Annotated in this window: 17 protein-coding genes; 4 read left to right on the top strand and 13 right to left on the bottom strand. The window is 43.4% G+C overall.

The window, feature by feature from the left end:
* From QM351_RS07445 to QM351_RS07435, 3 genes are all read right to left on the bottom strand, one after another.
* Positions 1 to 118, bottom strand: a 118-nt coding sequence (locus QM351_RS07445) for a PTS lactose/cellobiose transporter subunit IIA (RefSeq protein ID WP_414327116.1), incomplete at its 3' end; no start/stop codon positions are given.
* A gap of 355 nt (positions 119 to 473) precedes the next feature.
* Entirely contained in the window at positions 474 to 1169 is a 696-nt protein-coding gene (locus tag QM351_RS07440; RefSeq protein ID WP_003008843.1) for an LrgB family protein, read from the bottom strand.
* Positions 1162 to 1542 carry a CidA/LrgA family protein gene (locus QM351_RS07435; RefSeq protein ID WP_037606919.1) on the bottom strand — a complete coding sequence of 127 codons (381 nt, stop codon included), beginning with the start codon at positions 1540 to 1542 and terminating at the stop codon, positions 1162 to 1164. Before QM351_RS07435 ends, QM351_RS07440 begins: the two co-directional genes overlap by 8 nt.
* A 236-nt stretch (positions 1543 to 1778) precedes the next feature.
* Here QM351_RS07435 and QM351_RS07430 point away from each other — a divergent pair, with 236 nt between their 5' ends.
* The gene (locus QM351_RS07430) at positions 1779 to 2951 is read left to right on the top strand and encodes an NAD(P)/FAD-dependent oxidoreductase (protein WP_414327110.1); all 1173 of its coding nucleotides are present in this window, start codon (positions 1779 to 1781) and stop codon (positions 2949 to 2951) included.
* A gap of 121 nt (positions 2952 to 3072) precedes the next feature.
* Complete coding sequence (gla, locus tag QM351_RS07425; protein WP_195487303.1) at positions 3073 to 3945, top strand: aquaglyceroporin Gla; 873 nt, start codon at positions 3073 to 3075, stop codon at positions 3943 to 3945.
* A gap of 44 nt (positions 3946 to 3989) precedes the next feature.
* Here the strand turns inward: gla and QM351_RS07420 are convergent, their stop codons facing one another.
* The 6 genes from QM351_RS07420 to tsaB all read right to left on the bottom strand — a co-directional run bounded on the left by QM351_RS07420 (position 3990) and on the right by tsaB (position 8048).
* The gene (locus tag QM351_RS07420; RefSeq protein WP_414327109.1) at positions 3990 to 4652 is read right to left on the bottom strand and encodes a hypothetical protein; all 663 of its coding nucleotides are present in this window, start codon (positions 4650 to 4652) and stop codon (positions 3990 to 3992) included.
* A gap of 101 nt (positions 4653 to 4753) precedes the next feature.
* Complete coding sequence (locus tag QM351_RS07415; protein ID WP_414327108.1) at positions 4754 to 5080, bottom strand: AzlD domain-containing protein; 327 nt, start codon at positions 5078 to 5080, stop codon at positions 4754 to 4756.
* Positions 5067 to 5762 carry an AzlC family ABC transporter permease gene (locus QM351_RS07410; RefSeq protein WP_049474651.1) on the bottom strand — a complete coding sequence of 232 codons (696 nt, stop codon included), beginning with the start codon at positions 5760 to 5762 and terminating at the stop codon, positions 5067 to 5069. The genes QM351_RS07415 and QM351_RS07410 overlap by 14 nt, the downstream gene beginning before the upstream one ends.
* A gap of 168 nt (positions 5763 to 5930) precedes the next feature.
* Positions 5931 to 6941 (bottom strand): tRNA (adenosine(37)-N6)-threonylcarbamoyltransferase complex transferase subunit TsaD, encoded by a 1011-nt coding sequence (tsaD, locus tag QM351_RS07405; RefSeq protein ID WP_061591222.1) that lies wholly within the window; start codon positions 6939 to 6941, stop codon positions 5931 to 5933.
* Positions 6931 to 7368, bottom strand: coding sequence for a ribosomal protein S18-alanine N-acetyltransferase (gene rimI / locus QM351_RS07400; RefSeq protein ID WP_414327107.1), 438 nt, complete (start codon positions 7366 to 7368; stop codon positions 6931 to 6933). The genes tsaD and rimI overlap by 11 nt, the downstream gene beginning before the upstream one ends.
* Entirely contained in the window at positions 7365 to 8048 is a 684-nt protein-coding gene (gene tsaB, locus QM351_RS07395) for a tRNA (adenosine(37)-N6)-threonylcarbamoyltransferase complex dimerization subunit type 1 TsaB (protein ID WP_414327106.1), read from the bottom strand. Before tsaB ends, rimI begins: the two co-directional genes overlap by 4 nt.
* A gap of 292 nt (positions 8049 to 8340) precedes the next feature.
* On the opposite strand from tsaB, the gene QM351_RS07390 reads away from it, so the two are divergent.
* Together QM351_RS07390 and rnjA are read left to right on the top strand one after the other, a co-directional pair.
* Positions 8341 to 8571, top strand: coding sequence for a DNA-directed RNA polymerase subunit epsilon (locus QM351_RS07390; protein WP_003008866.1), 231 nt, complete (start codon positions 8341 to 8343; stop codon positions 8569 to 8571).
* Between the two features lie 3 nt (positions 8572 to 8574).
* On the top strand, positions 8575 to 10257 hold the full coding sequence (rnjA, locus tag QM351_RS07385) for a ribonuclease J1 (RefSeq protein ID WP_003003107.1): 1683 nt from the start codon (positions 8575 to 8577) through the stop codon (positions 10255 to 10257).
* Positions 10258 to 10358: 101 nt separating this feature from the next.
* Here the strand turns inward: rnjA and glnA are convergent, their stop codons facing one another.
* The 4 genes from glnA to QM351_RS07365 form a co-directional block, all read right to left on the bottom strand.
* Positions 10359 to 11705, bottom strand: a complete 1347-nt coding sequence (gene glnA / locus QM351_RS07380; protein WP_023919214.1) for a type I glutamate--ammonia ligase — start codon at positions 11703 to 11705, stop codon at positions 10359 to 10361.
* 39 nt (positions 11706 to 11744) lie between these two features.
* Positions 11745 to 12104 carry a MerR family transcriptional regulator gene (locus QM351_RS07375; protein ID WP_003008872.1) on the bottom strand — a complete coding sequence of 120 codons (360 nt, stop codon included), beginning with the start codon at positions 12102 to 12104 and terminating at the stop codon, positions 11745 to 11747.
* A 67-nt stretch (positions 12105 to 12171) separates the two neighbouring features.
* Positions 12172 to 12705, bottom strand: a complete 534-nt coding sequence (locus tag QM351_RS07370; RefSeq protein WP_118396411.1) for an FUSC family protein — start codon at positions 12703 to 12705, stop codon at positions 12172 to 12174.
* 269 nt (positions 12706 to 12974) lie between these two features.
* Positions 12975 to 14174, bottom strand: a complete 1200-nt coding sequence (locus QM351_RS07365) for a phosphoglycerate kinase (RefSeq protein WP_003002974.1) — start codon at positions 14172 to 14174, stop codon at positions 12975 to 12977.
* Positions 14175 to 14307 lie beyond the last annotated feature (133 nt).

Genomic DNA, 14307 nt, shown 5'->3' with positions numbered 1-14307 from the left:
CAGAAGATGTAAAATCGCCCTCCTTAGCATATGATAAAGCTTGGTAAATATGCTGTTTAGCATCACCCGCATTTAAAATCAATCCCATAATAATTTGGTCTGCAACAATTATTTCCATGTGCACTACCTTTTTCTCTCCTTCAAACACTCTGTCACTGTCCATTTACTGTCCAATATAATGTAATACATCTATAAATTGTTGATTTTATCGAATGCAAAATCGCTTAAAATCAGTATTTTGATAAATAACAAGACTTAAAGAATCTTAAATTAAGTCTTGCATATTCATCATAGTAATGACATTCCTTCCAACTTCTGAAATTTACAGTTCATTATACCATTTTTTAGACGCTTGGAAAAGCTTTGGATAGTAATCATGAAAAGCTTCTTTCACTCCGGATGGATTTTTAAGCTTTCACTACAAAATGAAAGAGAGCCTTTTTGAGCCTCTCTCAGAAAAATAATAAATTGTTTTAGGATAAAATCATCGAAGCCACAATTGGACTAATGAATACATACAAAATTCCTGTGATCCCTATTGCCAATCCTGCCATAGCACCGGCCACATGACCATACTTAAACGCTGTCCCTGTTCCTACTGCATGTCCAGTTCCTCCAAGAGCTAATCCAATAGCTACTGGATCTTTTATTTTTAACAGTTTCAATATCGTTGGACCCAAGACACTTGTTAATAATCCAGTTGCTACAACTACAACAAGAGTGATGGTCGTAATTCCTTGCATTTTTTCAGTAATCCCAACTGCCATTGCAGTCGTAACCGATTTTGGAAAGAGCGAAATGGCTAGAAAGTACTTCATTCCAAATGCTTTCGCGATCAAGGCTGTAAAAATCGTATTCACAATAACCGCTACTGTTGAGCCGATCAAAATACTCCGTGCATGATGCTTCATCAAATGGAAACTTTTATAGAGAGGAATCCCCAAGGCGACTGTTGATGGTCCAATCAACTGATTTAACAGGGAACCACCGACATAGTAATCCTTATAAGAAATTCCTGTAATCATTAAGAATAAGATAACGATTACTGTAGCCACTAAAAGTGGCGTTGTTATAGGATGGGGATATCTGCGGAAAATTAACATCCCAATCAAATAAGCCCAAATAGATAAGACAATCCCAAATAAAGGATTACTCGCAAAATTAGCCACGATTGTGTCCCCCTTCTGGATAATCACCCTCAAAACGATTTTTTATAAAACTAACCACGATTGCAATTAAAGCCACATTGATAACCAAGGCTCCAACTAGAATCAAAATAATCGGAAATAGATAAGGAGCTATCACATGGAATTTATCCATGATACCGACAGCAGGGGGAAGAAATAAAATCGTCATGTTTGCTAATAAAAAATTTCCTACCATATTGACGTGGCGCATGCGTAGTAACTTAAACTGTAATAATAAAAATAGGATCAACAGCCCGATCATACTTCCAGGAATTGGTAAGTGCAACCCATCAGAAATGATTTCACCAATTAATGAAATCGTGAATATAATCGTCAGTTGTACATATAATTTCATCTTCATCTCCCTTTTTTTGGATCATTTCCAATAAGGATTCGTATCCTCGCTTCTGCTTACTTAGAAGTAAACATCCATTTATCCCTATCAGTTTACTCCTTTTCGGAAAATTTGCAAGCTTTTTTCTAAAAAAATAAAACAAATTACCAAAAATTGAAGCTACTATTTTGATTCATGACATCCATTTTATGATACAATGAAACCAAAAACGGTTAAGTTAACATGAAAGGATCTACATGACTCATTTTCACACCATTGTCATCGGTGGTGGCCCAGCAGGTATGATGGCGACCATTGCCAGCGCCTCTTATGGCCAACCTACACTACTGATCGAAAAAAATAAAAGGCTCGGTAAGAAACTTGCTGGTACCGGAGGAGGTCGCTGTAATGTCACGAACAACGGAACCTTAGACGATTTGATGGCCGGTATCCCTGGAAATGGGCGCTTCCTTTACAGTGTGTTTTCCCAATTTGATAATCATGATATCATCCAATTTTTCACCGATAATGGCGTCAAGCTAAAAGTCGAAGACCATGGCCGGGTCTTTCCTGCTAGTGATCAATCTCGCACCATTATTCAAGCCTTAGAAAATAAAATCCTTGAGCTTGGTGCTAGCATTGCCACCAACTGTGAAGTGGTCTCTGTCACCAAGCCAGAAGACATCTTCATCGTCAAATCATCTGAAAACACTTGGACAGCCGATAAGCTGATCGTTACGACTGGAGGCAAATCCTACCCCTCTACCGGCTCTACTGGCTACGGACACGAAATTGCCCGCCACTTTAAACACACCATCACAGATCTCGAAGCGGCAGAAAGTCCTCTTTTGACAGATTTTCCACACAAGGCCCTCCAAGGGATCTCTCTGACAGATGTGACCCTCAGTTACGGCAAACACATCATCACACACGACCTGCTCTTTACCCATTTTGGACTTTCTGGCCCTGCAGCCCTTCGGATGTCCAGCTTTGTTAAAGGCGGTGAAATCTTATCTCTGGACCTCCTTCCGACAATCTCTTCTCAAGAGTTAAAAGACTTTCTAGAAGAGCATCGAGAAAAGGCAATTAAAAATAGCCTCAAAGCCCTGCTTCCTGAACGATTAGCTGATTTCTTGGCGCAAGGATTCCCTGAAAAAGCCAAGCAACTCACTCCTCCTCAGACAGAAGAGCTCATTCAAAAGATCAAAGAGCTGCCTATCCCCGTCACCGGGAAGATGTCACTAGCCAAGTCCTTTGTGACCAAGGGTGGTGTCAGCCTCAAAGAAATCAACCCTAAAACCTTGGAGAGTAAGCTCGTTCCTGGACTCCACTTTGCAGGAGAAGTCCTCGATATCAATGCCCATACAGGCGGTTTTAATATTACATCCGCCCTCTGCACCGGTTGGGTAGCAGGGACCCCTCATTACTGATAGAAATTCACTAACTTAATTCTTCATCTATTGAAATAAAATTTTTAAAAATTCTTTACAAGTTAGTATTTACTTGATAGAATGGATTGGTATAAAATTTATAAAGGAGATTATTAGAATCATGGATTTTGATTTTAGTGTTAAACTCATGACTGAGTTTTTCGGGACAGCTTTGCTACTTATCCTCGGAAACGGTGCTGTTGCAAACGTTGAATTAAAAGGAACTAAAGGTCATCAAAGCGGATGGCTTGTCATTGCGATTGGATATGGGATGGGGGTAATGATTCCAGCCTTGATGTTCGGTAATGTTTCAGGAAACCACATTAACCCAGCCTTCACTCTTGGACTTGCGGTTAGCGGACTCTTCCCTTGGGCAAATGTTTTGCCATACATCGCTGCTCAACTTCTTGGAGCTATGTTTGGACAATTGGTTGTCGTTGCGACTCACCGTCCATACTACATCCAAACTGAAAATCCTAACAACATCTTAGGAACATTCTCAACGATTTCTAGTTTGGATAAAGGAACTCCTGAATCACGCAAAGCCGCTACCATTAATGGCTTCATCAACGAGTTTGCTGGATCATTCGTCCTTTTCTTTGGTGCCCTCGGCTTGACGAAACATTTCTTTGGTGCAGAGGTTGCAGGTCTTGCTCAAAAAGCTGCTGCTGAACAAGGAGGCGTCTTTGATGCTACCACATCAGCAGCAAAATTGGCTTTATCACAAGCACATGCTTCAGGTTTAGGAATTGCTCACTTGGCTCTTGGTTTCCTTGTTATGGCTCTTGTTACGTCACTTGGAGGTCCTACTGGACCTGGTTTGAACCCTGCTCGTGACTTTGGTCCTCGTTTGGTCCATGCCTTCCTTCCAAAATCTGTATTAGGAGAACACAAAGGGGATTCTAAATGGTGGTATGCTTGGGTACCAGTTGTAGCCCCAATTCTTGCTGCTATCTTAGCTGTATTATTGTTCAAAGTTATCTATCTTCGTTAATCTATCAAAAAAAACGAACTCGATTTTCCATCGAGTTCGTCTTTTTATTGTTCTTTGGTTAATGAAAAACGGAAATCATTGTATTTGGTGTAGTCAAATTCTGTATTGACAGGCGCTGTGAAAACAATCGGGGTATAGTGTCCTTCTTCTAAGACAAAACCTGGCTCCAGTCGGAAGTTGGCTACACCTAGCCCTGTGATCCCAGGAAGCAAGGCATCAGCTCCATCCAATCCTTCTGACTCCCAATAGTAGATATTGCCTGTTGCTTTTACTGCTCTTGCTGTATAGGTAGCTGTCCGAGTTGGTTCGCTATCATTTTTGAAGCTAACCACTGTTGTCACATCTCCATTGGCATCCACTGTCATTTTAATCGAATCCGCTTGTGGGCTAGATCCTACCCAAGTTCCCACCAATTCTGCAGGGACAGTAGCTTGCGTCGTAGTAGACGCATTCTCGGTCTTACCAGAGTCTTTTGAAGCTGTCGCGCTACTTGCTTGAGTCGAAGAGCTAGCTGTATCGTTTGCCTGAGAGGAAGATGCTGCACTCTTTTTGCTATTACTTTTGGCTTTTTTCTCTACCTTGCTGGTAGATGCTTTTGCGGATGAGGAAGCTGTCTTTTTATCCTTTGCACCACAACCACCGAGAGCTAGACCAAGTGAAGCAACCACCAGAACAGCGGCACTCCAACGGAAGATTGATTTTTTCATACGATCACCTCTTTATCTTTCTGACTCCCATTATACTCCGATTATTACAAAAATCAAGTTTTTTGTAACAATTGTAATTTTTTTGTAACATATTTTTACATTTAAAACAACAATCGTAATAGGGCGATCAAGACAATTCCAAACAAAACGGTTCCCATAAGGTTTTTGTAACGAAAGGCTACAAAGAGACTGGGAATGGTCACCACTAGGTCCAACCAGTGAAACTGCGGGAGGCTTCCAATTTTCCCATCTACTAAGCTTGATAAAACCAAGGCAAAGATAATGGAAATGGGCAGGTATTTGAGAAAGCGGGTCACAGGAGCCGGCAGTCCCTTGTATTTGACCAAGAGGAAGGGCAAGATCCGAGGAATCCAGGTAACGAGTGCTGAGGCCAGAATGGCCATGAAGATAGAACTATTCACGCGCATCACAGACCACCCCCACAAAACAGCCGATCAAGGTCGCAGCTAGCACTGCTAGTGGTTGCGAAACAAAAAAGAGTAAGAGAAAGAAACTCACTGCTACTGCTAACAGCACCATGAGCATGGTCTTGGTCTTTTCTGTCAGTTGCATTCCTTGAAACTGGGCTGCAAAAATCCCAATAAACATAGCCACTAAAGCAAAATCAAGCCCAAAAGCCTTTGGATCAGGTAGGAGAGATCCTAGAGCTGTTCCGATAACTGTCGCACTGATCCAGGCCACATAGCCTACTAGATTGTTCCCATGCATCCAAGGAACTGTAATGGTGTCCGTTTTTAACTTCTCACTCAAGTAGACCCCATAACTCTCATCGGTCAGGAGACTTCCAATCCCGATGGTATGAGCAAGGCTAGCATCCTTAAAGTCAGACGACGTATGCAGACTCATCAACATATTACGGAGATTGATCAAACACACCGTCAAAGCCATATTCAATATTGAAGAATGAGCCGCAATCAGAGAGATCATCGCAAACTGGGCCGCCCCAGCATAGACCAAGATACTCATCAAGGCCATCTCCAAAGGAGAAAGATAGGGAGACGCCACCACACCGCAAGCCAGGCCAATACTGATATAGCCCAAAGCCGTCGGAAGCGCGTCTCTCACCCCCTGCCAAAAATCTTTTTCCACTCTCTCACTCCTTTCTGAATCATTGACCTCTATTATAACACAAGAAAAAAGGTTGAAAAAGGACAAATGAAAGAGAAAGCTTTATAATCCCTTCGCAAATCCGCTACTAGTTGGTGAGATCCCAGCAAAAAAGCCATTGGAATCACACATCCAATTGGCTCCTTTTTCTTATTCAATTCCTTCAAAGGCTAGACTTGGTTTGGCATTAAGATCCCAGCCTGCGAAGTTTTCTTTGTTCCACTCACTGACGCTGGCATAGGCGATCATCCCTGCATTGTCCCCGCAGAGGCGCAAAGGCGGAATGATGACCTTGACATCTGTGATCTCAGAAGCCAAGCGTTCACGAAGGCCTTGGTTGGCTGCGACGCCACCAGCGACGACTAGAGTTTTGACCGGATATTTCTCCAAAGCCTTCTTGGTCTTGGCCATGAGAATGTCAAGTACGGCTGCCTGAAAACTTGCAGACAAGTCTGCATTGGAGAGACTTTCTCCTTTTTGCTGCGCATTATGGTGCAGATTGATAAAGGCCGATTTGAGCCCTGAAAAGGAGAATTCCAGATTGTCTTCCTTGATCATGGCCCTAGGGAAATCGTAGATATCAGATCCTTGGTGGGCCAGCTGATCAATTTCACGTCCTGCTGGATAGGTCAAGCCCATCACGCGCCCGACCTTGTCATAAGCTTCTCCGACAGCATCATCACGGGTCTCTCCGACGATCTTATAATCACCCGCTTCACTGACGTAGACTAGCTCGGTATGTCCTCCACTCACCAACAAGGCCAAAAGCGGAAACTCTAAGGGCTCGACGCTTTGAGCAGCCATCAAGTGCCCTGCCATATGATTGACAGGAATCAAAGGGAGGCCGTGCGCCCAGGCAAAGGCCTTGGCCGCTGCTAGGCCGACTAAAAGAGCGCCAACCAGGCCTGGACCGTAGGTGACAGCCACAGCTGTGACATCGGCTTCAGTGATGCCAGCTTCTTCCAGGGCTTCTTCAATACAAGCGGTGATGACTTCCACATGGTGACGAGAGGCTACCTCAGGCACCACCCCTCCAAAACGCTTGTGACTTTCGATTTGACTGGCAATGACATTGGACAAGAGTTGGTCGTCATTTTTCAAGACAGCCACACTGGTCTCATCGCAAGATGTCTCAAAAGCCAAAATATATCTATCTTTCATTCGGGTTCCTCTTCATGATCACAGCATCCTCTATGGGATCGTGATAGTAGTTTTTCCTCCGTGCAATTTCTTCAAAATGCATTTTTTTGTATAGGCCTTGGGCCGGTTGATTGGACACACGCACTTCTAAGAAAATTTCTTTTTGGTCCGGCAACTGCGCGAGTAACTGCTGAGCTAGGCCTTGGCCTTGAAAGGCGCGCTTGACCGCAATCTGTAGGACCTCTGCTTCATAGAGAGTCTCTTGAATGGCGACAAATCCAAGGACTTGCCCCTCATCCACAGCTAGGAAATAGAAGATCGATTCCTGCTCTAAATCAGCTTCAATCTGCTCCAACTTCCAGGGACTAGCTTCATAGACATCTTCCATGACAGCGAGAATAGCGGCCGCATCCCGGCTGCTCCCTTTCCTGATTGTTCCTTTCATCATAGGCGCTTGATGTAAGAGGTCGTTGTTTCCGTGTGGTCTTTGAGCCAATTTTCCTCTGCTTCGACCCGTTTCAGATAATGAGGGACAAAATCATGGAGGCTAGCAGGCGCTTGTTTGAGACCGAGACGTCCGATTTTCACTGCATCTGGCAAGGTTTCATAGTAAGTAGCCCTTGGCAGGCTAGAGGCAATCTGTTCCTTAAAGGCAGTGACTTCTCCGACAAAGGTGACCTGCTCACTTGTCGCTGCACGCTCTAGGACTTCCTCAAATGGAAAATGTCCTTCTGGTGCGACCAGTTGATCATCTTGGTAAAAACCTGCATAAACGTTGTTCCGACGGGCATCCATGACAGGAACTACCAAACCTTCTAGATCATCTGGCACTAAGGCTAAGAGGCTCGAAACCCCGACCAATTCAATCCCTAAGGTATGAGCCAAGGTCTTTGCGGTTGCGACTGCAATGCGCAACCCAGTGTAGCTCCCAGGACCTTCTGCCACCACGATGCGGTCCAAGTCCTTGGGTGTCAAGTCGATTTGTTGCATCAAATAATCGATGACCGGCATCAAGGTGATACTATGATTTTTTTTAATAGTTAATGTTGTTTCTGCAAGTAGAGCCTCATCTTCTAAAATCGCTACAGAAAGAGCCTTACTCGAGGTATCAAATGCTAATAATTTCATTTCCTACTCCTCTTGAACTGGATTATATTATACTACAAATTCCCTTCAAATCCCAGCGAAACTCTCCTCTAGAGCGCAGGATTTTCCTATCCAAAACCGCTCAAAAGCTTCTCTATTATAGGTCTTTTACCCTCTGACTTTTCCAGTCTATCTTTTACTTACAGGCGAATTTATGATATAATAATAATTAATTGTATCGAATCAGGTCCACTAGTTGCGAGTAGGAAACTCTAGTGATTACACTCCTTCGTAGCTAACAAATGGACCGAAATAATGAAAGGAAAATTACTTCATGATTTACAAAGTTTTTTATCAGGAAACAAAAGACCGCAACCCTCGGCGTGAAACCACGCATGCACTTTATCTCGATATTGATGCACCAAATGAACGCGAAGGACGCATCCAAGCTCGTCAATTGGTTGAAGCAAACACAGATTTCAACATTGAATTTATCACACCACTTTCTGAGCAACACCTTGCTTACGAGAAAGAGTCAGGTGCTTTTGAACTAACGGAGTACTAATCCATGGCTTATACCTTAAAACCTGAAGAAGTTGGTGTATTTGCTATTGGTGGACTTGGAGAGATCGGGAAAAATACCTACGGGATCGAATACCAAGATGAAATCATCATTGTCGATGCTGGGATCAAATTTCCAGAAGATGACCTCCTTGGGATCGACTATGTAATCCCGGATTACTCTTATATCGTTGACAATATCGATCGCGTCAAAGCGGTCCTCATTACTCACGGGCACGAAGACCACATCGGTGGGATTCCTTTCCTTTTGAAGCAAGCCAATGTCCCTATCTATGCTGGACCTTTGGCGCTTGCCTTAATCCGTGGAAAATTAGAAGAGCACGGCCTTCTTCGTGATGCCAAACTCTACGAAATCAACCAAAACACTGAGCTTCAATTTAAAAATCTTAAAGCAACCTTCTTCCGTACGACTCACTCTATTCCAGAACCTTTGGGAATTGTGATTCACACCCCTCAAGGAAAGATTGTTTGTACCGGAGACTTCAAATTTGACTTCACACCTGTTGGGGAACCGGCTGACCTCCATCGTATGGCGGCCCTTGGGGAAGAAGGCGTTCTCTGTCTGCTTTCAGACTCAACCAACGCGGAAATCCCAACCTTTACTAACTCTGAAAAAGTGGTTGGCCAATCCATCATGAAGATCATCGAAGGCATCCATGGGCGCATCATTTTTGCCTCCTTTGCTTCGAATATCTTCCGTCTCCAACAAGCTGCTGAGGCAGCTGTCAAGACAGGTCGTAAGATCGTCGTCTTTGGACGCTCGATGGAAAAAGCCATCGTCAACGGAATTGAGCTTGGCTACATCAAGGTCCCTGCTGGAACCATTATCGAGCCAAATGAGATCAAAGACTATGCGGCCAATGAAATCCTGATCATGTGTACAGGAAGTCAAGGAGAGCCAATGGCAGCCCTCTCTCGGATTGCCAACGGAACGCACCGCCAAGTGCAACTCCAACCAGGAGATACCGTGATCTTCTCTTCTAGTCCAATTCCTGGAAATACAACCAGTGTGAATAAATTGATCAATACGATTTCTGAAGCGGGTGTAGAGGTCATTCACGGGAAGATCAACAACATCCATACCTCTGGACACGGGGGGCAACAAGAACAAAAACTCATGCTCCGCTTGATCAAACCAAAATACTTCATGCCTGTCCATGGTGAATACCGGATGCAGAAGATCCACGCAGGACTTGCGCGTGATTGCGGAGTGGAAAAAGACAATATCTTCATCATGAGTAATGGTGATGTCCTCGCTCTTACAGCAAACTCTGCTCGGATCGCAGGAAGCTTCAATGCTCAAGATATCTATGTCGATGGAAACCGCATCGGTGAAATCGGGGCTGCTGTCCTTCGTGACCGGAGAGACCTTTCCGAAGACGGTGTCGTTCTTGCTGTTGCGACTGTTGACTTCAAATCGAAGATGATCCTGGCTGGACCAGACATCTTGAGCCGTGGTTTTATCTACATGCGTGAATCAGGAGATCTGATCCGTGAAAGCCAACGCATCCTCTTCAATGCTATTCGTATCGCCTTGAAGAACAAGGATGCCAATATCCAAACCGTCAATGGTGCGATTGTCAACGCCCTTCGCCCATTCTTATACGAGAGCACGGAACGTGAACCTATCATTATCCCAATGATTCTCACACCAGATGACGAAAATTAACAAAACAACCAGTTGAGACCACTGTTTCAACTGGTTTTATGGTGACTTTTTGAGGATCAAAAAGAGCTTGGAATGTCTTCCAAGCTCTTTACTCTTGTTTCTTAATAAAGATCTAAATAGTTGTCTACTTCCCATTGGGATACGAAGGTCGCATAGCTTGCCCATTCGATTCGTTTGGCTTCAAGGAAGCTGGTGTAGATGTGTTCACCCAAGGCAGCTTTCACCACTTCGTCTTCTGTCAAGGCTTTCAAGGCATTGTGAAGGGTAGAAGGGAGATCTGTGATTCCAGCTGCTCTACGTTCTTCCGGTGTCATCACATAGATATTTTCTTCGATCGGAGCAGGTGCTTCGATTTTATTTTCAATCCCGTGAAGGCCGACTTCAAGCAAGACTGCCAAGGCTACATAAGGATTGGCCATTGGGTCTACGGAGCGCAATTCCAAACGAGTTCCCATCCCACGTGAGGCTGGTACACGTACCAAAGGGGAACGGTTGCGACCTGCCCAAGCGATATAAACGGGTGCTTCATATCCAGGAACCAAACGTTTATAAGAGTTGACGGTTGGGTTGGTCACGGCTGTAAAGTTGTAGGCATGCTTGATCAAACCACCTAAGAAGTGATAAGCAGTTTCTGACAATTGCATTCCACGTGGATCTTCTGGATCAAAGAAGGCATTGTTGCCATCTTGGTCAAAGAGAGACATATTACAGTGCATACCTGATCCGGCAATTCCAAATTTTGGTTTGGCCATAAAGGTTGCATACAAGCCGTGTTTACGAGCGATGGTCTTCACAACGAGTTTAAAGATTTGGATCTTGTCACAAGCGCGGAGAACTTCGTCATATTTGAAGTCAATTTCATGCTGACCAACGGCTACTTCGTGGTGGCTGGCTTCTACTTCAAAGCCCATCTTTGTCAAGACATTTACGATTTCACGACGAGTGTTATCTGCAAGGTCTGTTGGAGCCAAGTCAAAATAGCCACCTTTATCGTTTACTTCAAGAGTTGGATCTCCATTTTCATCCAACTTGAAGAGGAAGAATTCTGGTTCTGGTCCAAGGTTAAAGGATTTGAAGCCAAGTTTTTCCATATGACGAAGAGCACGTTTCAAGTTGCCACGTGGATCTCCTGCAAATGGTTCCCCTTCTGTCGTATAGACATCACAGATCAAGCCAGCTACGCTACCATTTTCATCTCCCCAAGGGAAGACTGTCCATGTATCCAAATCTGGGTAAAGATACATATCTGACTCGTTGATACGGACAAATCCTTCGATAGAAGAACCATCAAACATGGCTTTATTTGAAAGAACCTTGTCCAGTTGCTCATCGGTAGCTGGAATTTCGACGTTCTTCATAGTTCCCAAAATATCAGAGAACATCAAGCGAATAAAAGTAACATTTTTTTCTTTTACTTCACGGCGAATATCTGCAGCAGTAATTGACATTTTTGTCTCCTTAAAATAGATTACAAGCTTATGAAATGATCAACGAAATTGACCATATGGCGATGGGGAAGATGTGAAGCGACTTTGCTGAAGAATGTCACGATGAAGAGCCTTACGGATCTCTTCTTGACTGACAACCTTGGTTTGCTCTTGCTCTTTTTCCGCATATTTCTTCTTAATATCCGCAATATTGAAGCCATCTGAGATATAATCTTTGATCTCAAGCAAGCGGTCCATATCGTCCAACGAATACATGCGGCGATTGCCTTCTGTCCGATCAGGAGAAATCAATCCCTGATCTTCATAATAACGAATCTGGCGAGCTGTCAAGTCGGTCAGCTTCATAACACTGCCAATCGGAAAGACTGCCAGCGAGCGTCGTAATTCCTTTTCCTTCATACCATTCCTCTTTCTATTCTATTATATCGAAAAAAAAATCTATGTCAAGATTAAATGTTATATAATCTTACATAGGTTTTTTGTGTTTCTTGAGAACATCGCGAATGCGATCCACATCCGAATTGACCAAAATCGCAACGAAAACGCCAATAAAGGTCTCAAATATTCGGGCAAAAACATACAAGAAGGTTTCTCCGTTAGGAATCGAGAGGGTAATGATCAGCATTGCCGAAACTCCTCCGATAATTCCTGCTTTATTATTCATAGCGACATTTGTCATAATGGTTAACATGGTCGCAATGGGTACAAAAATCAGAGTCACCCAATACGCCCCATGAAAGAGCGTTTTTAAAAGGAAGAACAATACGGCATAAAAACCTCCGATACTGTTGCCCATGACACGCGAAGCCCCAAAGTGGACACTCTTATCAAAGTCTTCCCTCAAACTAAAAACAGCTGTCAAAGTCCCGATCTGAAGGCCTCTCCAGCCAAATATTCCAAAAATAAGTAGTACAATAAAAACGGCAATCCCTGTTTTAAAGGTTCTCATCCCCAAACGGAATTTGGACCAATCAAATTTGTGTCGTTTAAAGTAATCCATGGTCACCTATCTTTCTATTTCTATTATTCTACCATATTTTCAGAAAGGAGAGAACAGTTATCAATAGAAAGAAAAAAGAGAGTGGGACAGAAATCGGTAATTCGTTAGAATTCGATTTCGTCGTCCCACCTCCGCACAGTTGAGTAGGGCTGTAAAAGCTGATGAAATCAGCGTAGTAGAGACCACTCAACCACTGCGTCTTGCTCGACAATCCAAAAACAATTAAGAGGCTAGGACTTTTGTCCCAGCCTCTTTTCATTCTCATTAGATTATTTATCTGTAAGAGCAGCCAATCCTGGAAGTTCTTTACCTTCAAGGAGTTCCATAGAAGCACCACCACCAGTAGAGATCCATGAGAATTTGTCTGCACGGCCAAGGTTGATCGCAGCAGCAGCTGAGTCACCACCACCGATGATTGATTTAACGCCTGGTTGTTTCACGATAGCGTCCATTACACCGATTGTACCAGCTTGGAAGTCAGGGTTTTCAAATACACCCATAGGTCCGTTCCATACAACTGTTTTCGCACCAGTCAATTCTTGGTCGAATTTAGCGATTGATTTAGGACCGATATCAAGACCAAGGAATCCTGGATCTACTGCTTCACCTTCAGTGTCTTTCACTTCAGTGTAGTCAGCAAATGCGTTCGCTTCTTTTGAGTCAACTGGCAAGATCAATTTGCCGTTTGATTTTTCAAGAAGAGCTTTCGCTACATCCAATTTGTCTTCTTCTACAAGTGAGTTACCGATTTCGATACCTTGAGCTTTGTAGAATGTGTAAGTCATCCCACCACCGATAAGGACTTTATCAGCTTTTTCAAGCAAGTTTTCGATAACACCGATCTTGTCAGATACTTTAGATCCACCAAGGATAGCTACGAATGGACGTTCTGGAGCTTCAACTGCTTCTTTGATGTAAGCAATTTCGTTTTCAAGAAGGAATCCAGCAACAGCTTTCTCAACGTTTGCAGAGATACCAACGTTAGATGCGTGTGCACGGTGAGCAGTACCAAATGCATCGTTTACGAAGATACCATCTCCAAGTGATGCCCAGTATTTACCAAGTTCAGGATCATTTTTAGATTCTTTCTTGCCATCAACATCTTCGAAACGAGTGTTTTCAACCAAGAGAACTTGTCCATCTTCAAGAGCGTTAACAGCTGCTTCCAATTCAGCACCACGTGTAACACCTGGGATAAATTTAACTTCTTGACCCAATTTAGCAGCCAAGTCAGCAGCTACAGGAGCAAGTGATTTACCTTCTTTATCTGCTTCTTCTTTTACACGTCCAAGGTGAGAGAAGAGGATTGCACGTCCACCTTGTTCAAGGATGTACTTGATAGTTGGAAGAGCTGCAGTGATACGGTTATCGTTAGTGATCACGCCGTCTTTTACAGGAACGTTGAAGTCAACACGAACGAGAACTTTTTTCCCTTTCAAGTCAACGTCTTTAACAGTCAATTTTGCCATTAGATATGACTCCTTCTTTTTTTAATACATGATAATTATATCACAAAAGCTGTAAAAGAGGTAGAAAAATCCAATGCTTTTCCCCTCTAATTCACAGGATCCGAACGACACTTCTAAATACAAGATCAAACCT

The sequence above is a fragment of the Streptococcus parasanguinis genome, from assembly GCF_047465465.1.
GTDB lineage: Bacteria > Bacillota > Bacilli > Lactobacillales > Streptococcaceae > Streptococcus > Streptococcus parasanguinis_AI.
The sequence above is the reverse complement of the archived record's forward strand: the minus strand, read 5'-3'. Positions and strand labels throughout refer to the sequence as shown.